We start from the raw sequence: 24,260 nt of genomic DNA, 5'->3' as shown, positions 1-24,260 counted from the left end.
AGCCGCTGATCCAGGCAGTGCGACAGGGACCGTAAGAGCCCAGTAATCTCCCCTGGATGACGGCACTTTCGCATCAGAGCAGCGGTTACATCGAGCAGCCCGGACGGGACGGGAACGGCGCCACCACCGAGGCGGATCCGCACGCCATCGGCCGGGTGCGGACCTCGTACGCCCCGGATCACGACGGGGATCCCGACCCCGGTGAGATCGTATGGACCTGGGTCCCGTTCGAGGAGAACGACGGCAGGGGCAAGGACCGTCCCGTGCTGGTCGTCGCGCGGGAAGCGACGGGGAGCACGCTGCTCGCCGTACAGCTGTCCAGCAAGCGGCACGACTCCGACCGGGAGTGGGTGCCGATCGGTTCCGGGCCGTGGGACAGCGCGGGGCGCGAGTCCTGGGTGGACCTGGACCGGGTGCTGCGGCTGTGTGAGTCCGGGATGCGGCGGGAGGCGTGCGCGCTGGACCGGGGGCGGTTCCAGTTGGTGGTCGACCGGTTGCGGGAGCGCTACGGCTGGCACTGACGGCCCCGCTCGCGGCCCGGCCCTCCCCCTTACGGCGGCCCGGCCGGCGGACCCGCAAGGCGCCCGGCACGCCCGGCACGCCCGGTCGGGCCGCCGGGCCGCCCGACCCGGCCGGCCTCGCCCTGTCGGGCCGCCCGACCGCCGGAGGCGCCCGATCAGGCCGCCGGACCGGCGGACGCGCCCGCGTCAAAGGCGCGGGCGAAGGCCTCGCGCGTCTGCGGATCGCGGTCCAGTACCCCGAACACGACCCGCTCGAACGCCCCCGCGAAGCGTCCCGCGAGCAGGGCCCGGAAGGCCTCCGCCACCTGTGCCGGGTCGTTCTGGAACACGCCGCACCCCCACGCCCCCAGCACTACCCGCCGGTACCCGTGCAGCGCCGCGACCTCCAGGACGAGCTCCGCCCGCCGGGCGAGGGCGGCGGGGATCTCGTGCACGCGCTGCGGCTCCTGGCGGCGGATGGTGCCGGCGTTCGGGGCCGGGGAGGTGAGGAAGCCGGCCCGGAAGGGCGTTTCCAGCAGCTCCCCGCGGTCGTCGCGGAAGACCGGGACCCCGGGCGAGTGAATCACCCGGTCGGTGTAGAAGGTGCTCTTCTCCGCGCGGTGGACCTCGTAGTACTCCGGCGCCTCCAGCAGCGTCTCGTACAGCGCCGAGGCGCGGCACAGCGCCTCCTCCTGGGCCTTGGCCCCGCGTACGTAGCCGCCCCCGGGGTTTCGGGCCGAGGCGAAGTTCAGCACCGCCACCGGTTCGGCTCCCGCGCCGTCCTCCGCGAGGCGGCGCGCGGCGACCGTGCTGCTCTCCCCCGTGACCTCGAACGCGGTCCCGCCGCCCCCACCTACAGGCGCTTCGCCTGGAATAGCCCGGTTCGGCCCATATATCCTGGTTCCGGCCTTGGCTTCCGCCAGGGCGGCGGCGAGGGAGATCCGCCGTCCCGACCGCGTCCGGTACTCGCCGGCCGCCAGGATCTGCGCGTTCTCCCGCGCCACCTCACGCAATCTGCTGCTCACGCCGCCATCCTGCGGCGCGGGTTCCGGAACGGCAAAGGTATTTGTGCCCGAGGACGGGTAGGGACGGGTGACATCACGGCCGACGACACGAGACGAGGAACCGGTCATGTCTCAGGACGCACCCGCTCCGTCCGCCCCGGACCGCGAGCCCGCACTCCTCACCGAGGCGACCGCCGAGGAGTTGATCCACGGCATCTGCTTCAAGACCGGCCCGCCCCGGCTGGTCGGCGCCGAGCTGGAATGGCTGGTGCTGGACGCCGAGCGGCCCTGGCTGCCGCCCGCCCCCGAGCGGCTGACGGCCGCCTACGACACCGTCCGCGCCCTGCCGCTGCGCTCCCGCGTCACCGTCGAGCCGGGAGGCCAGCTGGAGTTCAGCTCCGAGCCGGCCCCCTCCCTGACCGGGTGCGTGGACGGCCTCCAGGCCGACCTCGCGGCCGCCCGCGGCGCCCTGCGCGCCCAGGGCCTCGTCCTGCGGGGCGCCGGTGAGGATGCGCGCCGCCCGCTGCGCCGGCTGCTGGACAGCCCGCGCTATGAGGCGATGGAACGTTACTTCGACCGTACCGGCCCGGCCGGTCGCGCCATGATGCGCTCCTCCGCCTCCGTACAGGTCTGCGTGGACGCGGGCCACGAGGAACCGGGCGCGCTCGGTCACGGCCGGCGCTGGCGGATGGCGCACCTGCTGGGCGCGGTGCTGGTGGCCGCCTTCGCCAACTCCCCCGGCCACGCGGGACCGTACCAGGGCTGGCGGTGCGCGCGGCAGGGGATCTGGAGCGACCTCGACGCGCGGCGCGCGCTCGCCCCACCGCTGGACGGTGAGCCCCGGGCCGCCTGGACCCGCCACGCGCTCGACACCGAGGTGATGTGCGTACGGCCGCACGGGGACGGCGCCGGACCCTGGGCCGTGCCGCGCGGGCTGACCTTCCGGCGCTGGCTGCGCGCGTCCAGACGCCCAGGACTCCCAGGACTCCCCGGGCTCCCCGGCCTGCGGCCGCCCACCACGGAGGACCTGGAGTACCACCTCACCACCCTCTTCCCGCCGATCCGGCCGCGCGGCCACCTGGAGCTGCGGATGATCGACGCGCAGCCCGGCGAGGACGGTTGGCTGGTCCCGACGGCGGTCGTGCACGCGTTGTTCGACGACGCGGAGGCCGCCGAGACCGCCTACCGGGTGGCGAAGGCGCTGGCCGACGCCTACGGAGCCACGGGCGCCCCGCGCAATCCGCTGTGGCGCTCCGCCGCCCGGGCGGGGCTCGCCGATCCGGATCTGCGTACGGCCGCCGCCGACTGCTTCCGGGCGGCAGGCGAGGCGCTGCCACGGCTCGGGGCGAGCACGCACGTCCGGGACACCGTCGGCTCCTTCACCGAGCGCTACGTCCTGCGCGGCCGCTGCCCGGCCGACGACATCGGGGCATCCGACCTGCGACAGACCACCGGGAAGGGGCCCTGCCCGTGACCACCGAGTTCCGTCCGGAGATCCATCCCGACATCCATCCCGAGCTGCTGCGCGAGCGCGCCTACGCCGCCCTGACCGCTGCCCGCGCCCGCACCGCCGCGCTGACCGATCCCGTGAGCGACCGGGATCTGACCGCGCAGCACTCCCCTCTGATGTCGCCGCTGGTCTGGGACCTCGCGCACATCGGGAACATGGAGGAGCTCTGGCTGCTGCGCGAGGTGGCGGGCCGGCCGTCCATGCGTCCCGAGATCGATCCGCTCTACGACGCCTTCGAGCACCCGCGCTCCGAGCGGCCGAAGCTGCCGCTGCTGGGGCCGCAGGAGGCCCGGCGCTACACGGCCGAAGTGCGCGGCCGGGTCTTCGACCTGCTGGAGCGCATCCCGCTGGAGGGCACCGGCCTGCTGACCGACGGCTACGTCTTCGGCATGATCGCCCAGCACGAGCAGCAGCACGACGAAACGATGCTGATCACCCATCAGCTCCGGCAGGGCGCCCCGGTGCTGACCGCGCCGGACCCGGATCCGCCCCAGGGACCCGCCCTCGTCACGTCCGAAGTCCTGGTGCCCGGCGGCCCCTTCACCATGGGCACCTCCGCCGAGCCGTGGTCGCTGGACAACGAACGGCCCGCGCACATCCGGGACATCGCACCGTTCCTGATCGACACGGCTCCGGTGACCAACGCCGCGTACGAGGCCTTCATCGCGGACGGCGGCTACCACGAGCCCCGCTGGTGGGCGGCGGCCGGCTGGAACCAGATCCGCGAACACGGCATCGAGGCCCCGCTGTTCTGGCGCCGCGAGGCCGGCCAATGGCTGCGTCGCCGGTTCGGGGTGAGCGAGCCGGTGCCGGGCGACGAGCCGGTGCTGCACGTGAGCTGGTACGAGGCGGACGCCTACGCCCGCTGGGCGGGCCGCCGGCTGCCGACCGAGGCCGAGTGGGAGAAGGCCGCCCGGTACGACCCGGCGACCGGCCGCTCCCGCCGCTACCCCTGGGGCGACGGCGACCCGACCCCCGCGCACGCCAATCTGGGCCAGCGCCACCTGCGCCCGGCCCGCGCGGGCTCCTACCCGGCCGGGGCCTCCCCGCTCGGGGTGCGCCAGCTGATCGGCGACGTGTGGGAGTGGACCGCCTCCGACTTCCTGCCGTATCCCGGCTTCAGGGCCTTCCCGTACCGCGAGTACTCGGAAGTCTTCTTCAGCCCGGAGCACAAGGTGCTGCGCGGCGGCTCCTTCGCGGTGGATCCGGTGGCCTGCCGGGGCACCTTCCGCAACTGGGACCTGCCGGTGCGGCGGCAGATCTTCTCCGGCTTCCGCACCGCGAGGGACATCTGATGTGCCGTCATCTCGCCTACGTGGGGCCGCCGCTGGCGCTCGGGCGGCTGCTGAGCGAGCCCGAGCACTCGCTGGTGCACCAGGCCTGGGATCCGCACCATCAGCGCAGCGGCACGGTCAACGCCGACGGTTTCGGTGTCGGCTGGTACGCGCAGGGCGATCCGGTCCCCGCCCGCTACCGCCGCTCCGGGCCGATCTGGAGCGACCCGGGCTTCGCCGATCTCGCCCGCGTGGTGCGCAGCGACGCCGTGCTGGCGGCCGTACGGGACTCCACCCTGCCGGGGGCTGACGGGGAGGCAGCGGCGGCGCCGTTCGCGGAGGGACCGTGGCTGTTCAGTCACAACGGCGCCCTCAGGGACTGGCCGGACGCGGCGGCTCCGCTGGCGGCCACCCTGCCGCCCGAGGAACTGCTCCAGTTGGCCGCGCGCACCGACTCGGCGCTGGTCTGGGCGCTGGTCCTGCACCGGCTGCGCGCAGGCGCCTCGCTGGGCGCGGCCCTCGCGGAACCGGTCCGTGAGCTGGCCGCCGCCTCTCCGGGCTCCCGGCTGAACCTGCTGGTGACCGACGGCGCGGCCGTCGCCGCCACCGCGTGGGGCGACTCGCTCTGGTATCTGGCAGACCCGCGGGCCGGGAGCACGGTCGTGGCGTCCGAGCCGTACGACGGGGACGCCCGATGGAGCGAAGTGCCCGACCGGACCCTGCTGACCGCAACCCGTACACGGGTCGAACTGACCCCCCTCAAGGAGATCTCCCTGTGAGCGACTTCCAGTTGACCCGGGCACTCGACGAGCACGCCGCCGACAGGGCGCTTCGTACGGATGTCCTGCGCGGGCTGACCGCCTCTCCCAAGGAGCTGCCGCCCAAGTGGTTCTACGACGCCCGCGGCAGTGAACTCTTCGAGGAGATCACGCGGTTGCCCGAGTACTATCCGACGCGCGCCGAGCGGGAGATCCTGCTGGAGCGGGCCCAGGAGATCGCGGCGGTGAGCGGCGCGCGCACGCTGGTGGAGCTGGGCTCCGGCTCCTCCGAGAAGACCCGGCACCTGATAGAGGCGATGCCCGCGCTGGAGACGTACATCCCCGTGGATGTCAGCGAGAGCGCGCTGACGGGGGCGGCCGAGACCCTCCTCGCGGCGCATCCGGGGCTGAAGGTCCACGCGCTGCTGGCCGATTTCACCCGTCCGCTGCGTCTGCCCGACTCCTCAGGGCCCCGGCTGGTGGTGTTCCTGGGCGGCACGATCGGGAATCTGCTGCCGCCGGAGCGCGCCCGGTTCCTGGCCTCCGTACGGGCGATGCTGTCGCCGGGGGACGCGCTGCTGATGGGGACGGACCTGGTGAAGGACGAGGCCGTGCTGGTGGCGGCGTACGACGACGCGCAGGGAGTGACGGCCGAGTTCAACAAGAACGTACTGGCGGTGATCGACCGGGAGTTGGGGGCGGATTTCCACACCGCCGACTTCGCGCACGTGGCGCTGTGGAACCGGGAGCACGAGTGGATCGAGATGCGGTTGCGGGCGCGGTCGGCGGTGGTGGTGAAGATCCGGGCGCTGGATCTGGTGGTGCCGTTCGAGGCCGGTGAGGAGATCCTCACGGAGGTGTCTGCGAAGTTCCGTCAGGACGGCGTGCGCCGCGAACTGGCGGAGGCCGGGCTGGGGTTGAGCCACTGGTGGACGGATGCGGAGGGTCGTTTCGCGCTGTCCCTGTCGGTGGCCGACGGCGCGGGGCACTGACCCGGTACGCCCGCGGGGGCGTGTGACGGATGCGGCTGCCGCTGTACGGGTACGCCCGCCGGCAGCGGCCGCCCGGTCTCGCCGAGTACGGCCCGCCACGCCGCCGCCGCGAGGTCCCGCCGGTCCGCGTACCGGCCCGGCGGGATCCGCGGCAGCAGCCACACCTCGGCCCGGACGCCGCGCGCCCGGGCGATCCGCCACAGCGAGGCGGTCAGCGGATCGTCCCCGACGAAGGCGGGCGCCCCGGCGAGCTGCCCGTCCGCCAGCCGGTAATCGAGCCGTACGGGCTGTACGGGTGTCCGCGCGTCCAGCGCCGACTGGAACACGGCGCGCCGGAAGGGCCCTTGGGCGCGCCCGCACCAGGTGGAGCCCTCCGGGAAGACGGTGACCCGGTCGCCGGCCAGCAGCGCCCGGGTGAGGGCCCCGACGGTGGCGGGCAGGGCCCGGATCCGGTCGCGCTCGATGAACAGCGTGCCGGCCCGTGCGGCGAGCCGGCCGAGCACCGGCCAGGCGCCGATCTCGCTCTTGGCCAGCATCCGGCAGGGCAGGACGGCGGTGACGAGCGGGATGTCGAGCCAGGAGATGTGGTTGGCGACGATCAGCCGGCCCCCCTCCGGGCCGGAGCTGCCGTGCACGGTGATCCGTATTCCCAAGGCCCGGAGCAGCGCGGCCGACCAAGCGCGGACCAGCGCGTGCCGGGGACGGGCGGGCAGCAGCCGCACCGGCGGGGCGGTCAGGACGGCGAGCACGATCAGGGCGAGGGCGGTGGCGAGCCGGAGCACCGCGCGCGGGACGCCCGCGACCCGCCCCGTGTGAGCGGCGCAGGCCTCGGGGGTGCAGGGCGCGGTCGGCAGCCAGACGCTCATGCGCCCGGGGCGAGCGAGAGGAAGTGGCCCAGGTAGCGCGGGTTGGTGCGGCGCAGGGAGAGCAGGACGTACAGGTCGGCGCAGCCGAACTCGGCGTCGAGGGCGGGCTCTCCGCAGACCCAGGCGCCGAGGCGCAGGTATCCGCGCAGCAGGGGCGGCAGTTCCATGCGGCCGGGGAAGGTGACGCCTTCGGGGTTCCAGGGCAGGTGCGGGGTGACCCGGTACTCCTCGGGCGCGAGGTTGCGGGCCAGCACGGTCTCCCGGGTGGCGGCGGCCAGCACCCCGCCGTCGGCGAGCGGGATCGAGCAGCAGCCGGCCAGCCAGTTGTGGCCGGAGCGGTCCATGTAGCGGGCGAGTCCGGCCCAGATGAGGGCGATGACGGCGCCGTTGCGGTGGTCGGGGTGGACGCAGGAGCGGCCGACTTCGACCAGGTCGGGGCGGATGGGTGCGAGGGCGGAGAGGTCGAACTCGCTCTCGGAGTAGAGGCGTCCGGCGACGGCGGCGCGCTCCGGGGGAAGCAGCCGGTAGGTGCCGACGACCTGCCCGCTCTCCTCGTCGAGGACCAGGAGGTGGTCGCAGTAGGCGTCGAAGGCGTCGGCGTCCAGGCCCGGCTCGGGTCCGTCCAGGCGGGCGCCGAGCTCTCCGGCGAAGACCTGGTGACGCAGCCGCTGGGCGGCGCGGACCTCGTCCTCGTCACGGGCGAGGCGGACGGCGTACCTGGGGCCGACGGACGCCGCCGCGGGGCTGGGGGGAGCGAGGGGGGACGGGGACAGGGGGGCGATGGTCATGGCTGCTCCTGATCCGGGCACGGGGAGCCGGGCCGCGGGTGCGGGCCTGGCTCCTTTACTTCTTCCGTGACCGGCTGGATTCGACATGACCGCCCAGCGGCCCTTGGATGTGCGGACGCTGAACTCGACGGGCCGACTCAGCGGTCGGAGCTGAGGACCTTGCTGATCGTGTCGGAGGCCGTCCTGGCGGCCTGCCGGGGGTCCTGACCGCCCAGCACGGCCGTCATGTACGGCTTGATGGGGTTCTGGGCCTCGACCTCGGCCCAGCGCGCGGACTTCGGGGTGGCCCGGCCCTGGGCGGCGCCGGGAGCCATGGCGGCGGCCCCTTCGTTGCCCTCGACGACGTGCGCGAGGGTGGTCTTGTTGGGGACGTAGCTCATGGTGCCGGCGAGTTCGGTCTGCCACTTCTCGCTGACCAGGGCCGTGATCACGTCCACGGCGTGGCTCCGCCGCTTGGTCTTCGCCGGGATGATCAGGTCGGATCCGCCGGTGAAGACGGCCCCGGCCTTCTCGGAGCTCTTGCCGGGGATGGGGAAGAAGCCCAGCTTGCCCTTGAGCGCGGGGTTGGCCGCCTCGATCTCGGCGGCCTGGCCGGGCGGGGCGATGATCTGGGCGACCTGGCCGCGGGCGAAGACCTCGGACTGCGGGGGCGTCTCCTCGTCGGCGTCCTTGGGTCCGTCACCGAGGCCCTGGAGCTGCTTGTAGAAGTCCATCGCGGCCAGCGCCTTCTCGTCGTCCAGGGTGCCGACCCACTGACCGCTGGCCTCGACGGCGAGTTCGCCGCCCTCGTCCCAGATGAACCCGGCGAGGACGTACCAGTTCTGCCCGGCGAGGTAGATGCCCTGCTGGTCGCCCTTGTCGAGCTTCTGGGTGGCCGAGATCCACTCCTGGCGGTTCTTGGGCGTGGCCTTGATCCCGGCGTTCGCGAACAGCTCCTTGTGGTAGATCACCACTCGGTTGGCGGCGTACCACGGGACTCCGTACTGGGCCCCGTTGACGCTTCCCGGGTCGGAGAGGCCCTTGAGCCAGTCCTTGCCGCCCCATGTGCGCAGGCCCTCCAGGGTGAGCTCTTCGACGCCGCCGGTCTCGACGTACTGCGCGACCTGGGTGTTGCCGACCTCGATGACGTCGGCGCTCTCCCCGCTCGTGCCGGCGAGGACGGCGTTGACCTTGTCGCCGATGCCGGTCCACTCCTGGATCTTCACGTCGAGGTCGATGCCGGGGTGTTCCTTCTCGAAGTCGGCGGTGAACTCGGCTATGAAGTCCTCCGACGCGCTGCCCTTCATCAGCCAGAGCGTCACCTTCTCGGAACCTCCTGCCGATCCGGCCCATCGGCCGCAGCCGGTCAGGGCGGTCGCGGCCGCGAGGGCGGTGCACACGGCGAGGAAGCGCATCTTCACGAGGGTCACCTTCTGGGGATGGATCTCCGACGGTCTCCGACGGATCTCCGACGATTTCAGTCGGATCCCAGTCGGATCTCAGATGGCTTGAAATTGGCATAGACCAATGGGCGGGTCAAGAGCCTTCGGCCCTCGATTGTTCACGCATAGTTCGCGGACCCGCCCTTACTGGGGCACCGTGGAACAAGGCAACAGCGACGACTGGCGGGAGATCCCATGTCCCATCACACCTACCGCGTGACCGAGATCGTCGGCACCTCCCACGAGGGAATCGATCAGGCCATCCGGAACGGTATCGCCCGCGCGGGCCAAACCCTTCGCAACCTCGACTGGTTCGAGGTCACCCAGATGCGCGGGCACATCGAGAACGGTGAGGTCGCGCACTACCAGGTGGGCCTGAAAGTGGGCTTCCGCCTCGACGGCGAGGAATGACGGCCCGCGCGGTGACGGCCGGGGACGTGTCGGCGTTCAGGTGCGGCCCTCGCCCTCCTGGGCGGCCTTGAGCTCCGGCGCCTCGGCCGCCCAGTTCGCCAGCACCACATGAAAGCCGGCGGCGCGGGCGGCCTGGCAGACGAGTTCGTCGTCGTCGACCAGTACGCGCACCTCGCGGCCCCGGGCGATCCGCTGGAGCACGTCCAGCTTGGTCAGCCGGGCCGGGCGGCGGTCCTGGTTGCCGCGCATCCACACGCGGCCCTCGGGCAGTCCGTAGCGGGTCAGCCATGCGACGGTGTCGGCCCGGCACCGCTCCGGGCGGCCGGTCAGGTACACCACCTCACAGTCCGCCGCGCTCTCCACCGCCATCGCCACCCCGCGCGCGAGCGGGGGATCGGACAGGGCCGCACCGAAGAAGCCGTCCCAGTCCCGAGGCCGACCCTCGAGGAAATGCTGCCGGTGAGCGGTGTCGGCCAGGGTGTTGTCGATGTCGAAGACGGCCAGCGGCCGGGATGCGGTCTCGGTCATGGCGGCAGCCTAGGCCGTCGTGCGCGGGCCGGGCCGTGCCGGGCACCCGCCGTGCCCCTGCCGTGCCGTGCCGGAGCGGGGCTGGCCGTGCGGGGGCAGGGCGCGGCGGTGCGGGGAATCCCTGGCGTGCCCACGCGTTGAGACCTGTGTGATCCGAAAAATCTCGATACTCGACCGGTCCCGCACCCGCGAGGGGCACACCGCCCCCGAGGCCCTGCGTGACACCGTGGAGCTGGCCCGTGCGGCTGAGGACCTCGGCTACCACCGCTTCTGGGTGTCGGAGCACCACAGCGTGCCCGGAGTCGCGGGCTCGGCGCCCGCCGTCCTCGCCGCCGCCGTGGCGGCCTCCACCCGGCGGATCCGGGTCGGCACGGGCGGCGTGATGCTGCCCAACCACCAGCCGCTGGTGGTCGCCGAGCAGTTCGGGGTGCTGGAAGCGCTGTTCCCCGGCCGGATCGACATGGGGCTCGGCCGCTCGGTCGGCTTCACCAACGGGATCCGCCGGGCGCTGGGCCGCGACACCGTGGACGCCGACCGCTTCGAGGAGCAACTGGCCGAACTGCTGGGCTGGATCGACGGCACCCAGCGGGCGCACCCCGAGGTGCACGCCCGTCCGGCGGAGGGGCTGCGGATTCCGCCCTTCGTCCTGGCCACCGGTGAGGGCGCCGGGATCGCGGCGCGGGCCGGACTGCCGCTGGTGGTGGGGGATCTGCGGGCCCGCGCCCGGGTCGCCGACGTCGTCGAGGCGTACCGCACGGAGTTCCGGCCCTCGGCCTGGGGCGCCGACCCCTACGTCGTCGTCTCCGGGACGGTCGCGGTCGCCGCCACCGAGGAGGCCGCCCGGCGGATCCTGATCCCGGAGGCCTGGTCCCTGGCCCACTCCCGCACCCGCGGCAGTTTCCCGCCCCTGCGTCCGGCCGAGGAGATCGAGGCGCTGGAGATGACGGCCAAGGAGCGCGAGCTCTACGAGGGCGCCCTCGCCGGGCACATCGTCGGGACGCGGGAGCAGGTCGCGGCGGAGCTGGCCCGGGTCGGCGAGGACACGGGGGCGGACGAACTGCTGGTCACCACTTCCACGTACGACCGCACCGCCCTGCTGGACACCTTCGGCAGGCTGGCCCGGATCGCGGGCCTGCGGGCCGCTTCCGCCTGACGGCCCGCCTACACATCTCCCGCGAGCAGTTGCTGCGGGAGTTCGCGGAAACTCCAACGGCCCTGGGCGCGGGTGAACATCCAGACGAGGTCGTAGCGGTCGGGCCAGGCCGCGGGGAGGTCCAGGAGCTGGTGGGCGCCGAGGGCCCGGATCAGGCGGGGGACGCCGGTGTGCTCCCAGCAGACGAGTACGGGCATCGGGGCGGCCAGGGCGGCGCGCGCCAGGGCCGCTTCGGCGCCGAGCGCGAACTCGGCTCGTACAGGCGTCCGCAGGGCGGTGGCCAGCGGTTCCAGGGTCTGCCGGCAGCGGGCGGGAGCGGTCGCCGGCCCGCCGGTCGCGAAGAGCGCGGCGGGGCGGGGCAGAGGGGCGCCGCGGGAGGGCGGGAAGAGGCGGGGCAGTTCCTCGGCCCGGCGCCGGCCGCGTCCGGCGAGGAACCCGGGGTCCTCGTTGCCCTCGTCGTCCTCGCCGGTGCCTCCGGCGTACGGCTTCTCCGCGTGCCGGATCACCATGACGAGGGCGTCCCTGACGGGCGCGGCCGAAGGCCCGGGCGCCGGGGTGCGGGGCCGTTCCTCCGCGGTGCAGCCGCTCGCCGCGGCCACCGCCATCGGGGCGAGGGCGGCGGCCAGCACGGTGCGGCGGCGCGGTCCGGGCCGGGCGGGGGGCTGTGGCATGGGCCCACTGTCCCCCAGGCCCCGGACCGGCCGGCGCACGGCGCGGCGCAGCGCCCGTACGTGCGCCCGGTCGGCGGATCGGGTCAGCCGATCGGACCAGGCGGTCCGGGGGAACCGGGCGGTCCGGCCGGAGGGGCGCTCGTACGAGGCTCTCGTCCGGTGTGCGAGGCGGGTGCGCCGGGTCAGGACTTGCGGACCGCGCGCAGCCACTCCTTGTTCATCGCGGCGATCGACGGCAGCGGGATGCCCTTGGGGCAGGCCGTGGCGCATTCGCCGGTCAGGGTGCAGCCGCCGAAGCCCTCGCCGTCCATCTGGGCCACCATGTCCAGCACCCGGGTCTCGCGCTCCGGCGAGCCCTGCGGCAACACGTTCAGGTGGTTGACCTTGGCGGAGGTGAAGAGCATCGCGGAGCCGTTGGGACAGGCCGCCACGCAGGCGCCGCATCCGATGCACTCGGCGTGCTCGAAGGCGAAGTCGGCGTCGGGCTTGGGCACGGCGGTGGCGTGGGCCTCCGGCGCGGCCCCGGTCGGCGCGGTGATGTAGCCGCCGGCCTGGATGATGCGGTCGAAGGCGCTGCGGTCGACGACGAGGTCCTTGACCACGGGGAAGGCGGAGGCCCGCCACGGTTCGACGTCGATGGTGTCGCCGTCGGCGAAGGACCGCATGTGGAGCTGGCAGGTGGTGGTGCGCTCGGGGCCGTGGGCGTCGCCGTTGATGACGAGGCTGCACGCGCCGCAGATGCCCTCGCGGCAGTCGTGGTCGAAGGCGACCGGATCCTCGCCCCGCAGGATGAGGTCCTCGTTGAGGGTGTCGAGCATCTCCAGGAAGGACATGTCCTTCGAGATGCCGTCGACCTCGTAGGAGGCCATGGCGCCGGGGGCGTCGGTGTTCCGCTGGCGCCAGACGCGCAGGGTGAGCTTCATGCGTAGCTCCGCTGGGTGGGGTGGACGTACTCGAAGACGAGGTCTTCCTTGTGCAGGACGGGGGCGGCGCCGGTGTGGCGCCCGTACTCCCAGGCGGCGACGTAGCCGAACTCCTCGTCGCGGCGGGCCGCTTCGCCGTCCGGGGTCTGGGACTCCTCGCGGAAGTGGCCGCCGCAGGACTCGGCCCGGTGGAGGGCGTCGAGGCACATCAGCTCGGCGAGTTCCAGGTAGTCGACGACACGGTTCGCCTTCTCCAGGGACTGGTTGAACTCCTCGCCGGTGCCCGGCACCCTGACGCGTCGCCAGAACTCCTCCCGGATCTCCGGAATGCGGGCAAGCGCCTTGCGCAGTCCCTCCTCGGTACGGGCCATCCCGCAGTACTCCCACATGAGTTCACCGATCTCGCGGTGGAAGGAGTCGGGGGTGCGGTCGCCGTCGACGCTCAACAGCCGCTCAAGGCGCTCGCGCGTCTCGCGTACGGCTGCCCGTGCCTCGGGGTGGGTGTCGTCGACGCCTGCCGCGTGGGGATGACGGGCCAGGTAGTCGTTGATGGTGGAGGGGAGTACGAAGTAACCGTCGCCGAGGCCCTGCATGAGGGCGGAGGCTCCGAGGCGGTTGGCTCCGTGGTCGGAGAAGTTGGCCTCGCCGATGGCGAACAGGCCGGGGACGGTGGTCTGGAGGTCGTAGTCGACCCACAGGCCTCCCATCGTGTAGTGGACGGCCGGGTAGATCCGCATGGGGACCTCGTACGGGTTCTCGGCGGTGATCCGCTCGTACATCTCGAAGAGGTTCCCGTACTTCTCGGCGACCTTGTCCTGGCCCATGCGGCGGATCGCGTCGGCGAAGTCGAGGTAGACGCCCTGGCCTCCGGGGCCGACGCCGCGGCCCTCGTCGCAGACGTTCTTCGCGGCGCGGGAGGCGATGTCGCGCGGGACGAGGTTGCCGAAGGAGGGGTAGATCCGCTCGAGGTAGTAGTCGCGCTCGGCCTCCGGGATGTCGGCCGCGGGGCGGGTGTCGCCCTTGGCCTTGGGGACCCAGATGCGGCCGTCGTTGCGCAGGGACTCGCTCATCAGCGTGAGCTTGGACTGGTGGTCGCCGGTGCGCGGGATGCAGGTGGGGTGGATCTGGGTGAAGCACGGGTTGGCGAAGTACGCGCCGCGCCGGTGCGCCCGCCAGACGGCGGTCGCGTTGGAGTTCATGGCGTTGGTGGAGAGGTAGAAGACGTTGCCGTAGCCGCCGCTCGCCAGTACCACCGCGTCGGCGTAGTACGTTGCAATGTCACCTGTGATGAGGTCGCGTGCCACGATCCCGCGCGCCACTCCGTCGACCGTGATCAGGTCGAGCATTTCGGTGCGGGCGTGCATCTCGACGTTGCCCGCGGCGATCTGCCGGGAGAGCGCCTGGTAGGCGCCGAGCAGCAGCTGCTGCCCCGTCTGGCCGCGGGCGTAGAAGGTACGCGAGACCTGGACCCCGCCGAAGGAGCGGGTGTCGAGGAGGCCGCCGTACTCGCGGGCGAAGGGGACGCCCTGGGCGACGCACTGGTCGATGATCTCGACGGAGATCTGCGCGAGGCGGTGGACGTTCGACTCGCGGGCGCGGAAGTCGCCGCCCTTGACGGTGTCGTAGAAGAGGCGGTGCACCGAGTCGCCGTCGTTGCGGTAGTTCTTGGCGGCGTTGATGCCGCCCTGGGCGGCGATGGAGTGGGCGCGGCGCGGGGAGTCGGAGAAACAGAACTGGACGACGTGGTATCCCTGTTCGGCGAGGGTCGCGCCGGCCGCGCCGCCGGCCAGGCCCGTGCCGACGACGATGACGGTGTGCTTGCGGCGGTTGGCCGGGTTGACCAGCTTGGCCTCGAAGCGGCGGCGGTCCCAGCGCTCGGCGATCGGGCCCTCGGGGGCCTTGGTGTCGGTGAGGGGCACACCGGTGGTGTAACGGGTGTAGTCGTTCACGAGGTCGCTCACGTTCAGTTCACCACTCCGGTCATGACGGCTACGGGGACGGACACGAAGCCGGCGAAGAGGACGAGGGCCAGGGCGTTGGCCAGGACCTTCAGCGTCCGGTCCCGGCGGGCGTTGCCCGCGCCGAGGGTCTGGGCCGCGCTCCAGAAGCCGTGGCGGACGTGGAGGCCGAGGGCGGCCATGGCCACGAGGTAGATGGTGTTGCCGTACCAGGTGGAGAAGGTGGCGAGGACGTTCTCGTACGGGTGTCCGACCCAGGCGCGCTCGTTGACGGTGAGCGTGGTGAGGTCGAGGAGGTGCCAGACGATGAAGAGGGCGAGGATGACGCCGCCCCAGCGCATCGTGCGGGTGGCGTAGCTCGCGCGGCGGCGCTTGTGGGCGTACTTCACGGGCCGCGCCTTGATGTCGCGCCGGCTGAGCTGGTAGGCGGCCACGGCGTGGGCGACGACGGCGGCGACGAGGACCACGCGGACGATCCACAGGGCCCACTCGTGGTGCAGGAAGGGAGAGCCGAGGGTACGCAGCCAGTGGGCGTAGCCGTTGAACTCGTCCGCCCCGAAGAAGATCTTGAGGTTGCCGAGCATGTGCACGACGAGGTAGCCGAGCATGATCAGGCCGGAGACGGCCATCACGGACTTCTTGCCGACGGTGGAGTCCCAGAGCGTGCGCGTGATGGACGGCCGTCGATCCGTCCGCGTTGCCAGAGCCATGAGACCGACCGTAGGGACGAAGGCCCCGAAAGGTCCAAGACATGCTGAGGCTGATGTCGATAGGCATCTCCTATGGAGGTGGGTAGCCTGGGGCCATGCAGTTCCAGCAGCTCGTCTATTTCGTGGCCGTCGCCGAGACCCGGCACTTCACCCGCGCCGCCGAGCGCGAGCACGTGGCCCAGCCGTCACTGTCCCAGCAGATCAAGGCGCTCGAACGGGAGCTGGGGGCCGAGCTCTTCAGCCGCGCGCGGGGGAACATCGCGCTCACCGACGCGGGCGAGACCCTGCTGCCGCTGGCCCGGCGGATCCTGGCGGACGCGGACACGGCCCGGCTGGAGGTGCAGGAGCTGGCGCAGCTGCGGCGGGGCCGGGTGCGGCTGGGGGCGACGCCGAGCGTGTGCACGGGCCTGCTGCCTGCCGTACTGCGCGCCTTCCACACCGCGCACCCGGGGATCGAGCTGCTGATCGAGGAGAGCGGCTCCCTCGACCTCGTACGGGAACTCGCGCGCGGAGCTCTGGACCTGGCCCTGATCGCGCTGCCGCTCCCGCCCTCGGCCCCGGCACTGACCACGGTGGAGTTGCTGACGGAGGACCTGGTGGTGGTCTCCTCGGCGGACCTCCCACCCCCGGCGGGAGGCGGGGAGCTGACCATCGCCGATCTGCGCGACGAGCCGATGGTGATGTTCCGCCACGGCTACGACCTGCGCGACCTGACGGTGGCGGCCTGCCGGGCGGCGGGCTTCGAGCCGGTGTTCACCGTGGAGGGCGGCGAGATGGACGCGATCCTGGGCTTCGTACGGGCGGGACTCGGCCTCGCGGTGGTCCCGGCCATGGTCGTCGACCACGCGGGCCCGGGCCTGCGCGCGACGCCCCTCGCGGGCTCCCCGCTGCGCCGCACGATCGCCCTGGCCCACCGCACGGACGCGGCACCCCCGCGCGCGGCCCGCGAACTGAAGCGGATCCTGGTGGGCTGACGCACCACCTCAGGCGGGGCGTATGGGCAGGACCCGGTCGAGGCCACCGGCCAGCATCCCGAAGGCCTGCTCGGCGTCGACCACGGCCGCCGGGTGGGCCTCGTCGGCACTCTGCCCGGCATCGAGGCGGCGCCAGTTCTCCCGGCCCAGCTCATGACGGACCGTCACCAGGTGCAGGGCCGCGAGTCGGGCCGAGAAGGGCTGGACGGACTCGGCCTCGAGGACGGCCGCGAGCAGGTCCACCTCGCGCGCGGTGTAGTGGGCCATGCGGGCCTCCAGGCCCACGGTGGAATAGAGCAGCCTCTGGAAAGCCAGGACGTCCGGGTGGTCGCAGAGCCCGGTGATCGGATCCCGCTCGGCGAGGGCGGCGGCGAAGTGCCCGCGCAGAGCCTCGACAGGGCCTTGCCCGGCGGGCCGGTCACGGACGATGCGCGCCGCCTCGTCCTGGTGGTCGGCGAAGCGGTCCAGGACCAGGTCCTCCTTGCTGGGGAAGTACCGGAAGAGCGTGGGCTTGGAGACCTCCGCCGCGGCGGCGACGTCGGCCACCGAGACGGCGTCGAAGCCGCGCTCCAGGAAGAGTTCCAGCGCCGTTGCCGCCAGCTGGCGACGCGTACGGAGCTTCTTGTTCTCACGCAGACCTGTCGTGTTTTCCATGCGCCCACCCTACCACAATCACGTAACCGAGTTATTTTTGTAACCGGGTTGCTTTTTGGAGCGGAAGCCGCTTTCCTTGAGACATCGACGAGGAGAGGACTTCCGATGACCGACGTACTGATCGCGGGCTCCGGCCCCACCGGACTCACCTTGGCCTGTGACCTGGCCCGCCGCGGGATCGGCGTACGGGTCCTCGAGCAGCGCCTCGCTCCGCACCGGGAATCCCGGGGCAAGACGCTGAACCGGGACAGCCTCGACGCCTTCGAGCGGTTGGGGGTCGCGGAGCGGATGAAGGCCGTCGGCAGCGCCGGCCTGGTCTTCCGCAAGTACTTCGACGGCGACCACGTCAACGACACGCACTACGGCGACGCCCTGTTCGTGGGCCAGTGGCAGATCGAGGAGGAGCTGCGCGCACGGCTGTCGGAGTTCGGCGTGCGGGTCGAGTACGGGTCCCGCCTCACGGGGATCGTCCAGGACGCGGGCGCAGTGACCGCGGAGCTGGCGGACGGCTCGGTCATCTCCAGCGGCTACCTCGCCGGATGCGACGGCGGCCGGAGCACCACGCGCCGGCTTCTCGGGATCCCCTTCGAGGGCAGCACCGGGAAGGAGGAGACCATGGTGCTGGGCGATGTGACGGCTCCCGGGCTGAGCCGCGCGTACTGGCACCAGTGGTTCACCTCGGACGGGGACGCCATGCTGCTCTGCCCGATACCCGGTACCGAGACGTTCCAGTTGCAGGCATCGCGCGAGTTGGACGAGCACGGCGATCCGGTGCCGCCCTCTCTGGAGAGTTTTCAGCGCCTCTTCGACCGCCATGCCCGGATGCCGGGGATCCGGCTGGCGGAGCCGACGTGGCTCTCGGCCTGGCGGGTCAACGTCCGCATGGCCTCCCGGATACGCCAGGGCCGGGTCTTCCTCGCGGGGGACGCGGCGCACGTCCACCCCATAGCCGGCGGCCTGGGCATGAATGCCGGGATCCAGGACGCGACCGCCCTGGGCGAGACGCTGGCCGCCGCTCCCACCGGGCCGGCCGGGCCCGCCGGGGAGGAGGTGCTCGGCGGGTACGAGAGGGAGCGGCTGCCCGTGGCCGCCGCGCTGCTGGCCGACACGAGCCGACGGCTGGAGCGGGTGCTGGCGGCCGTCCGGGAGCCGGGCAACGGGACGGAGGCGGGGCTCGGCTGACCGGCGGGCCCGGATGACCGGGCCCGGGGGCGGCGGGGCGGCGGGGCGGGGCGACCGGCGGGCGTCAGGAGGGCGTGGGGACCGCGTCCGAGAGGGAGAGGGTGTGGATGCGGTCCGGGGCGCCGGGGCGGGCGTAGTACCAGCCCTGCGCGGTGTCGCAGCCGAGGTCGCGGAGCTGGGCCGCCTGGACGCCGGTCTCCACGCCCTCGACGGTCACCGCGAGTTCGAGGCTGTGGGCCAGGGCGACGATGCCTTCCACGATCTTGACGTCGACGGGGTTGGCCGGCTGCTGCTGCATCCCCTGGGTGAAGGAGCGGTCCAGCTTCAGGACACTGACCGGCAGGCGGCGCAGGTTGGCCAGGTTCGAGTAGCCCGTGCCGAAGTCGTCGAGGGCGATGTCCACGCCCAGGGCGGCGAGTCGGCGCAGCGGTTCGAGGAGTTCGTCGTCGGCCCCGATCAGAGCGGACTCGGTGACCTCCAGGCACAGCGCGCCGGGAGCCAGGCCCGAGGCCTCCAGTACGCGCACCGTGTCGGCGACCAGGCCGGGGTGGTGAAGCTGGGTCGGCGAGAGGTTGACGTTGATCCGCAGGGCCGAACCACCGTACTGGCGCTGCCACTTGCAGGCCTGGCGGACGGACTCCTCCAGGACCCAGCGGCCTAGCGGCACGATCAGGCCGGTCCGCTCGGCGAGCGGGATGAAGCGGTCCGGGCCGAGCACCCCGTACTGGGGGTGGGACCAGCGCACCAGCGCCTCCGCGCCGTGCAAGCTGCCGTCGTGCATGTGCACCAGCGGCTGGTACTCGATGAAGAACTCACCGCGCTCCAGCGCCGCCGGCAGGGCGTTGGTCAGGCCGTGCCGGGTGATGGCGCGGGCATCGGCCGCCGCGTCGGCGAACTCGAAGCGGTTTCCGCCGGCCGCCTTGGCCCGGTACATGGTGATGTCGGCGCTGCGCAGCACCTCCGCCGGGGTGCGTTCGCCCGCCCGGCCCTCGACGATGCCGATGCTGCCGCGCACCGTCAGCTCCCGGCCCTCCAGGCGGATCGGGGTGGACAGCGCGGAGAGGATGCGCATCGCCAGGTCCGTCACCTTCTCCCCGGAGCCGGCCGCGGGGCCGGTGGTCAGGGCCACGAACTCGTCGCCGCCGAGGCGCGCGACCACCTCGCCCGGTCCGGTCGCGCAGCTCTGGAGCCGGTCGGCGACCTCCACCAGCAGCCGGTCCCCCGCCGAGTGGCCGAGGCTGTCATTGACCGCCTTGAACCCGTCGAGGTCCAGGTAGCACAGGCCGAAGCGGCTGCCGCCGGCCCCGTTCAGGGCCTTCTCCAGCCGTTCGAAGAACAGGGTGCGGTTGGGCAGCCCGGTCAGTGCGTCATGGGTGGCCTCGTAGCGCAGCCGCAGATTGAGCAGGCGGCGTTCGGTGGTGTCCTCCATCAGGGCCAGCTGGTACTGCGGCACCCCGTCGGCGTCGCGCAGCAGGGACACCGTCAGGTTGGTCCACAGCACGGTCCCGTCATGCCGGTAGTAGGGCTTCTCCACCCGGTAGTGCTCGCGCTCCCCGCGCACCAGCTCGCCGTACATCCGCCAGACGTGCGGGGTGTCGTCGGGGTGGCCCCATTCGCTGACGTTGCGGCCCCGGACGTGCCCTTCCAGGCCGCCGAACATCTGCAGCAGCGCGTCGTTGACCTCCAGCACGTTGCCCTCCAGGTCGGCGATGCCGATCCCGATGGCCGCCCCCTCGAAGACCGCCCGGAAGCGTTCCTCGCTGGCGTGCAGGGCCTGTTGCGCGTCGATGCGGGCCGTCAGCGCGGAGCGGGCGATGGCCTCCTGCTCCTTGAGGGTCCGCTCCCGCAGCGCGCGGGCGAAGCCGGCGGCGATGCCGTGCTGGAGCCGGGCGCAGCGCGAGCGGTACTCCTCGGTGCCCTCCGTGCCGGAGCCGTCCGGGCCGCAGTACAGCACCAGGTACGACTCGACCACGCCGAGCGTGCCGGCGAGGGCCTCGGGGTCGGTGCAGTGCGCGGCGACGAGTTCGGCGCCCACGTGCTGGGCGGCGCCGGCGTCGAAGGGCCGTGCGTGCAGGGCCTCGGTGAGGGCGCGGGTGAGGCGGATGAGGTGCTGCTCGAACTCGGGGCGGGTCAGCGAGGTCGCGGTGACCGGGAAGATGGCTCGGCCCCAGATGGTCGCGAAGCGCGCGATCCGGTCCTCCAGCCCGCTCCGCAGCTCGCGCAGCGGCGCCGGCCCCGGGCGGGGGGCCGGCGGCTGGTCGGACGTCGCGGGATCCGGCGGGGGCGTCACTTCCCGGGCGGCCGCTGGGAGGGGCCGGCTCGGGGTGGCTGATGACGGTGTGGGAGCGGGGAGTCTCACGCCTTGCGTCCCACGCCGCCGAAGCCCGAGAAGGCGTAGGGGTCCTCCGGAGCCTCGCCGTCCGCGAGCGGCTCGGTCCGGTCCGGGCGCCAGTCCGGCATCGAGACGAGACCCGGCTCCAGCAGCTCGAAACCGTCGAAGAAGCCGGTGATCTGCTCGCGGGTGCGCATGACGAGCGGGTTGCGGATGTCCCGGTAGACGCCGACGGTGCCGCTCGCGACCTCCTGCGTGAGGGGGATCCCCTCGTACGAGGCGTGCGTGAGGATCAGCAGGCTGCCCGGGGCCAGCGCCTCGCGCAGTTCGGCGACGGCGGCGTACGGCTCGTCCGTGTCCTCCAGGAAGTGCAGTACGGCGACCAGCAGCAGCGCGACGGGGCGGTTGAGGTCCAGCAGCCCGCCGACCTCGGGCGCGGCCAGGATGTCCTGCGGTTTGCGCAGGTCGGCGGCGACGACGCCGGTGCGCTCGTCACCGGCCAGGACGGCCTGGCTGTGCGCCACGGCGACCGGGTCGTGGTCGACGTAGACCACGCGCGCCTCGGGGTTCGCCGCGTGGGCGACCTCGTGGACATTGCCGAAGGTGGGGATGCCCGACCCGATGTCGAGGAACTGCGTGACGCCCTCGGCGACGGCGTGCCGGACGGCGCGGCGCATGAACGCCCGGTTGGCCTGCATGATCTTGGGCAGTCCCGGCATGAATTCCATGGCGCGGCGGGCGGCCTGGCGGTCGACCTCGAAATTGTGGGAGCCGCCCAGGTAGTAATCGTAGATGCGGGACACGCTCGGCACCGATATGTCGATGCCTGGCGGGGCCCAGGCGGGGCGCTCCATCGGGGTCTCCAAGCCGTCGTCGGACTCCTGTCCGAGCCGAATGTACTGATCATTTCCCAACAGGGCGAGCGAAAGCGGAAATTGGCGGTCCGTTCTTGGTCACACACCAAAGGCACGTGCGGGCCCGGACGCGGGTGACGAAGAAACCGACACATACCTTTTGGTAATTGACAGGTGATCGATCGGACGCGATCAAATCTGGCTCAAACCCCTATGGTCCGAACTCCGCCCGTTCGGACGAACTGGAGCCACGCCACGCGTGCGCGGGCGCGCGCGAGCCCATGCTCCCCGGGTGAACAGAGCCTGTACCCGACGCCTGCTGGCGGTCCCGGTCCTGCTGTGGGCGGCGCTGTCCGTCACGCCGGCCGTGGCCGATAGCTGCGCCTACGCGACGATCGACGCCGGCGACGGCGGACCCGCCATCACCGCATGGGCGGCCGCCGGCCAGGGCGGCGCCACGGCCGGCCGGGGTGGCGGACATCACGGCAACGGCCGGGGCCACGAGCACGGCAAAGGCCACTGCGGCCACCGCGGCGAGGGACATCACGGGGGCCATCACGGCAGGCCCCACTGCCCGCCTCCGCCGCCCCCGCCCTGCCCGCCGAAGCCCACCCCGACCCCCACTCCGACGCCCACGCCCACGCCGACCCCGCCGAAACCGACCCCGCCGCCGAAGCCCACACCGCCACCCCCGACCCCACCCGCCCCGCCGACACCCGCACCGCCGGCGCCCGCCCCGAAGCCGGCCGAACCGGCTCCGCCCGCGCCCCCGGTGGCCAAGGCACCCGCGCCGCCACCGCCGAAGCCCGTGCCGGAGCCGGCGCCCACCCCCGCGGTGACCCCGGCGCCCGCGCCGCGGCCGGTGGCCCGCCCCTCGTACCACGCCACGACCCGCAAACCGGCCGAGCGTCACCTCTCCCCCGTCACCTTCACCCTCATGACCGCGGCCCCCGCCGTGCTCGCGATCGCCGCGCTCCGCCCGCGCTAGGCCCCTCCCCCACCCCGTCCCGCCCACTCACCGATCGGGAGTCGTCTTGTCGGAATGGCTCGTCCTGTCCCTCGCGATGGCCGCGGCCTGCGCCGTCGTGCTGTCCATCGCCTTCTTCAACCACCGCAGGATCGGCGAGGACGACGATCCGAACGAAACCCCGGACGTCATCGAGTACATGACGATGATGATCGGCGTGATCTACGCGATCGTGCTGGGCCTGGCGATCGCCGGCGTGTGGGAGGCCCGCGGGGCCGCCCAGGAACACGTACGCCAGGAGGCCCAGGCCCTGCACGAGATCAGCGTCCGCTCCGAGGTCTACCCCGCCGACGTCCGCAAGAAGATCCGCTCCGACGTCGACGCGTACGTGACCCACGTGGTGGACACGGAGTGGAAGCGGATGGCCGAGCACGGCAGCCTCACGGACCGCGGGGGGCAGCTGCTGGAACGTATCCGCCGGGACGTGACGGACTACGAGCCCCGGACCGACCACGAGGGGCAGGCGTACCAACCGCTTGTGGACCAGGCCGCCATGGCGGACGACGCCCGCAGCGCACGCGGCCAGAGCGCGGGGGCCACCATGCCGGGGGTGGTGTGGTTCGGGCTGATCGCCGGGGCCCTGGTGACGGTAGGTCTGATCTTCACGCTGCAGATCAGGCGCTCGTTCCGGGAACTGCTGCTCGCGGGCCTCTTCAGTGCGCTGATCGCCTTCCTGCTGTTCCTGATCTGGGACTTCGACGCACCGTTCGGCCGGGGCATCGCGGCTACCGCCGAGCCGTTCCTCGCACAGTTCCCGCACCTGCGGCTGGGGGACTGATCCCGCGCCGCCGCCGGGCGGCCGCCGACGCCCCTCAGCGGCGGACACCAGCGGCACCGGTAAACCGGGGACGGGCCATCCGTCCCCGGTTCGGCCTACCGCCATGCCCCATTTGCCCGTTCCTGATCGCGGGCCACCGTACCCGCGCCTAGCGTGGCGGACATCGAGGTGCACCACCCCCCGCGTGCGGAAATTCCGCGCGACTGCTCCTCGGAGATCCGGAGAATCAACCATGGGTGCGATACGCAGCTCCGCCACAGCCCTGCTGAGTGCCGGCGCCACGGGCGCGGTCCTCGCCCTCGGCGCCTTCGGCGCGCCCGCCGCCGTCGCGGCCGAGGCGGCGCCCATCACCTCGTTCGCCTTCGCCGTCACCCCCTCGACGGTCGCGCCCGGCGGCCAGGTGGTGCTCTCCGTCAGCGAATGCGACGCCGCGTTCGCCACCGCTTCCTCCGGGGTCTTCGACACCGTGAGCATCACCCGCGGACAGACCGTCCGGGTCACGGTGGACCGCGACGCCCGGCTCGGAGCCCAGTATTCCGTCTCCTTCACCTGCAACGGGGAGACCGGCTCCGCCGACCTCACGATCGCGGGCGCCACGTCCAGTCCCACCATCAGCTCGACCATCGGCGCCTCGCGCGCTCCCCTCGCGAGCCCCTCGCCCACCGCGACCGCCGCCACCCCTCCCGCCGTGATAGCCACCCCCACTGCCGTGGCGACCGCCTTCCCCCCTCGGGTGGCGACCACCAGCGCCACGCCCGGTGCCAGCCTCGGCGTCCGGGGCGGGCTGGGAGGCAGCGTGGCCGGCATGGACCCGCTGGAACTCGGCGTGGGCGCCGGCCTCGCGCTCTTGGCGCTGGGCGGTACGGCGTACGCGGTCCGGCGCCGGTCCGCCCGCCGCGCGCACTAGGGAGTGTCGTCAAAGTAGCTCCGGCCGCCCGAAGGGCGGGGCCGGTGGGGCCTGGTGCGTGCGAAGATCGGAAGAGCGGCGGGTT

At 72.8% G+C, this 24,260-nt stretch carries 24 protein-coding genes; 12 read left to right on the top strand and 12 right to left on the bottom strand.

Going from position 1 to position 24,260, the window contains the following annotated elements; all coding sequences use genetic code 11:
• The first annotated feature begins 56 nt into the window (after positions 1 to 56).
• Positions 57 to 521: a type II toxin-antitoxin system PemK/MazF family toxin gene (locus ACWDYJ_RS18465; RefSeq protein ID WP_451566616.1), complete on the top strand. Its 465-nt coding sequence runs from the start codon at positions 57 to 59 to the stop codon at positions 519 to 521.
• A gap of 155 nt (positions 522 to 676) precedes the next feature.
• Here ACWDYJ_RS18465 and ACWDYJ_RS18460 read toward each other — a convergent pair whose 3' ends face one another.
• Positions 677 to 1,525: a TIGR02452 family protein gene (locus ACWDYJ_RS18460; RefSeq protein ID WP_451566615.1), complete on the bottom strand. Its 849-nt coding sequence runs from the start codon at positions 1,523 to 1,525 to the stop codon at positions 677 to 679.
• 106 nt (positions 1,526 to 1,631) lie between these two features.
• On the opposite strand from ACWDYJ_RS18460, the gene egtA reads away from it, so the two are divergent.
• From egtA to egtD, 4 genes are read left to right on the top strand one after another with little or no spacing between them, the layout of a single operon-like run.
• Complete coding sequence (gene egtA, locus ACWDYJ_RS18455; protein ID WP_451566614.1) at positions 1,632 to 2,978, top strand: ergothioneine biosynthesis glutamate--cysteine ligase EgtA; 1,347 nt, start codon at positions 1,632 to 1,634, stop codon at positions 2,976 to 2,978.
• The gene (gene egtB, locus ACWDYJ_RS18450; protein ID WP_451566613.1) at positions 2,975 to 4,309 is read left to right on the top strand and encodes an ergothioneine biosynthesis protein EgtB; all 1,335 of its coding nucleotides are present in this window, start codon (positions 2,975 to 2,977) and stop codon (positions 4,307 to 4,309) included. Before egtA ends, egtB begins: the two co-directional genes overlap by 4 nt.
• Positions 4,309 to 5,067: an ergothioneine biosynthesis protein EgtC gene (gene egtC, locus ACWDYJ_RS18445; RefSeq protein ID WP_451566612.1), complete on the top strand. Its 759-nt coding sequence runs from the start codon at positions 4,309 to 4,311 to the stop codon at positions 5,065 to 5,067. Before egtB ends, egtC begins: the two co-directional genes overlap by 1 nt.
• A complete protein-coding gene (egtD, locus tag ACWDYJ_RS18440; protein WP_451566611.1) occupies positions 5,064 to 6,038 on the top strand; it encodes an L-histidine N(alpha)-methyltransferase in 975 nt (324 codons plus the stop codon). Before egtC ends, egtD begins: the two co-directional genes overlap by 4 nt.
• Here egtD and ACWDYJ_RS18435 read toward each other — a convergent pair.
• The 3 genes from ACWDYJ_RS18435 to ACWDYJ_RS18425 all read right to left on the bottom strand — a co-directional run bounded on the left by ACWDYJ_RS18435 (position 5,921) and on the right by ACWDYJ_RS18425 (position 9,092).
• The gene (locus tag ACWDYJ_RS18435; RefSeq protein WP_451566610.1) at positions 5,921 to 6,904 is read right to left on the bottom strand and encodes a lysophospholipid acyltransferase family protein; all 984 of its coding nucleotides are present in this window, start codon (positions 6,902 to 6,904) and stop codon (positions 5,921 to 5,923) included. The two genes, egtD and ACWDYJ_RS18435, sit on opposite strands and share 118 nt — an antisense overlap.
• A complete protein-coding gene (locus ACWDYJ_RS18430) occupies positions 6,901 to 7,692 on the bottom strand; it encodes a GNAT family N-acetyltransferase (protein WP_451566609.1) in 792 nt (263 codons plus the stop codon). The genes ACWDYJ_RS18435 and ACWDYJ_RS18430 overlap by 4 nt, the downstream gene beginning before the upstream one ends.
• Before the next feature lie 137 nt (positions 7,693 to 7,829).
• On the bottom strand, positions 7,830 to 9,092 hold the full coding sequence (locus ACWDYJ_RS18425; RefSeq protein ID WP_451566608.1) for an extracellular solute-binding protein: 1,263 nt from the start codon (positions 9,090 to 9,092) through the stop codon (positions 7,830 to 7,832).
• 216 nt (positions 9,093 to 9,308) lie between these two features.
• Here ACWDYJ_RS18425 and ACWDYJ_RS18420 point away from each other — a divergent pair, with 216 nt between their 5' ends.
• On the top strand, positions 9,309 to 9,524 hold the full coding sequence (locus tag ACWDYJ_RS18420) for a dodecin (protein WP_451566607.1): 216 nt from the start codon (positions 9,309 to 9,311) through the stop codon (positions 9,522 to 9,524).
• Positions 9,525 to 9,560: 36 nt separating this feature from the next.
• On the opposite strand, the gene ACWDYJ_RS18415 is transcribed toward ACWDYJ_RS18420, so the two are convergent.
• Entirely contained in the window at positions 9,561 to 10,052 is a 492-nt protein-coding gene (locus ACWDYJ_RS18415; RefSeq protein ID WP_451566606.1) for a phosphatase domain-containing protein, read from the bottom strand.
• A 148-nt stretch (positions 10,053 to 10,200) separates the two neighbouring features.
• On the opposite strand from ACWDYJ_RS18415, the gene ACWDYJ_RS18410 reads away from it, so the two are divergent.
• Positions 10,201 to 11,205, top strand: a complete 1,005-nt coding sequence (locus ACWDYJ_RS18410; protein WP_451566605.1) for an MsnO8 family LLM class oxidoreductase — start codon at positions 10,201 to 10,203, stop codon at positions 11,203 to 11,205.
• Between the two features lie 8 nt (positions 11,206 to 11,213).
• Here the strand turns inward: ACWDYJ_RS18410 and ACWDYJ_RS18405 are convergent, their stop codons facing one another.
• From ACWDYJ_RS18405 to ACWDYJ_RS18390, 4 genes are all read right to left on the bottom strand, one after another.
• Positions 11,214 to 11,876, bottom strand: a complete 663-nt coding sequence (locus tag ACWDYJ_RS18405; protein WP_451566604.1) for a hypothetical protein — start codon at positions 11,874 to 11,876, stop codon at positions 11,214 to 11,216.
• A 182-nt stretch (positions 11,877 to 12,058) separates the two neighbouring features.
• A complete protein-coding gene (locus tag ACWDYJ_RS18400; RefSeq protein ID WP_451566603.1) occupies positions 12,059 to 12,799 on the bottom strand; it encodes a succinate dehydrogenase/fumarate reductase iron-sulfur subunit in 741 nt (246 codons plus the stop codon).
• On the bottom strand, positions 12,796 to 14,748 hold the full coding sequence (locus ACWDYJ_RS18395; RefSeq protein ID WP_451566655.1) for a fumarate reductase/succinate dehydrogenase flavoprotein subunit: 1,953 nt from the start codon (positions 14,746 to 14,748) through the stop codon (positions 12,796 to 12,798). Before ACWDYJ_RS18395 ends, ACWDYJ_RS18400 begins: the two co-directional genes overlap by 4 nt.
• Positions 14,749 to 14,762: 14 nt before the next feature.
• Positions 14,763 to 15,467, bottom strand: a complete 705-nt coding sequence (locus tag ACWDYJ_RS18390) for a succinate dehydrogenase cytochrome b subunit (RefSeq protein WP_451566602.1) — start codon at positions 15,465 to 15,467, stop codon at positions 14,763 to 14,765.
• 95 nt (positions 15,468 to 15,562) lie between these two features.
• On the opposite strand from ACWDYJ_RS18390, the gene ACWDYJ_RS18385 reads away from it, so the two are divergent.
• Entirely contained in the window at positions 15,563 to 16,441 is an 879-nt protein-coding gene (locus ACWDYJ_RS18385; protein ID WP_451566601.1) for a LysR family transcriptional regulator, read from the top strand.
• A gap of 9 nt (positions 16,442 to 16,450) precedes the next feature.
• On the opposite strand, the gene ACWDYJ_RS18380 is transcribed toward ACWDYJ_RS18385, so the two are convergent.
• Positions 16,451 to 17,095 carry a TetR/AcrR family transcriptional regulator gene (locus ACWDYJ_RS18380; protein WP_451566600.1) on the bottom strand — a complete coding sequence of 215 codons (645 nt, stop codon included), beginning with the start codon at positions 17,093 to 17,095 and terminating at the stop codon, positions 16,451 to 16,453.
• Between the two features lie 105 nt (positions 17,096 to 17,200).
• On the opposite strand from ACWDYJ_RS18380, the gene ACWDYJ_RS18375 reads away from it, so the two are divergent.
• Positions 17,201 to 18,277, top strand: coding sequence for an FAD-dependent monooxygenase (locus tag ACWDYJ_RS18375; RefSeq protein ID WP_451566599.1), 1,077 nt, complete (start codon positions 17,201 to 17,203; stop codon positions 18,275 to 18,277).
• A gap of 64 nt (positions 18,278 to 18,341) precedes the next feature.
• On the opposite strand, the gene ACWDYJ_RS18370 is transcribed toward ACWDYJ_RS18375, so the two are convergent.
• Positions 18,342 to 20,501: a putative bifunctional diguanylate cyclase/phosphodiesterase gene (locus ACWDYJ_RS18370; protein ID WP_451566654.1), complete on the bottom strand. Its 2,160-nt coding sequence runs from the start codon at positions 20,499 to 20,501 to the stop codon at positions 18,342 to 18,344.
• Between the two features lie 131 nt (positions 20,502 to 20,632).
• A complete protein-coding gene (locus ACWDYJ_RS18365; protein ID WP_451566653.1) occupies positions 20,633 to 21,463 on the bottom strand; it encodes an SAM-dependent methyltransferase in 831 nt (276 codons plus the stop codon).
• A 292-nt stretch (positions 21,464 to 21,755) separates the two neighbouring features.
• Here ACWDYJ_RS18365 and ACWDYJ_RS18360 point away from each other — a divergent pair, with 292 nt between their 5' ends.
• The 3 genes from ACWDYJ_RS18360 to ACWDYJ_RS18350 all read left to right on the top strand — a co-directional run bounded on the left by ACWDYJ_RS18360 (position 21,756) and on the right by ACWDYJ_RS18350 (position 24,175).
• Positions 21,756 to 22,451, top strand: a complete 696-nt coding sequence (locus ACWDYJ_RS18360; RefSeq protein WP_451566598.1) for a hypothetical protein — start codon at positions 21,756 to 21,758, stop codon at positions 22,449 to 22,451.
• Positions 22,452 to 22,497: 46 nt separating this feature from the next.
• Positions 22,498 to 23,268 carry a bestrophin-like domain gene (locus ACWDYJ_RS18355; protein WP_451566597.1) on the top strand — a complete coding sequence of 257 codons (771 nt, stop codon included), beginning with the start codon at positions 22,498 to 22,500 and terminating at the stop codon, positions 23,266 to 23,268.
• Between the two features lie 232 nt (positions 23,269 to 23,500).
• Positions 23,501 to 24,175, top strand: coding sequence for a hypothetical protein (locus ACWDYJ_RS18350; protein WP_451566596.1), 675 nt, complete (start codon positions 23,501 to 23,503; stop codon positions 24,173 to 24,175).
• The last annotated feature ends 85 nt before the right edge of the window (positions 24,176 to 24,260 follow it).

Source organism: Streptomyces sp. NPDC003042 (genome assembly GCF_053591315.1).
Note: the sequence above shows the minus strand (reverse complement) of the source record. Positions and strands in the feature narration are given on the sequence as shown.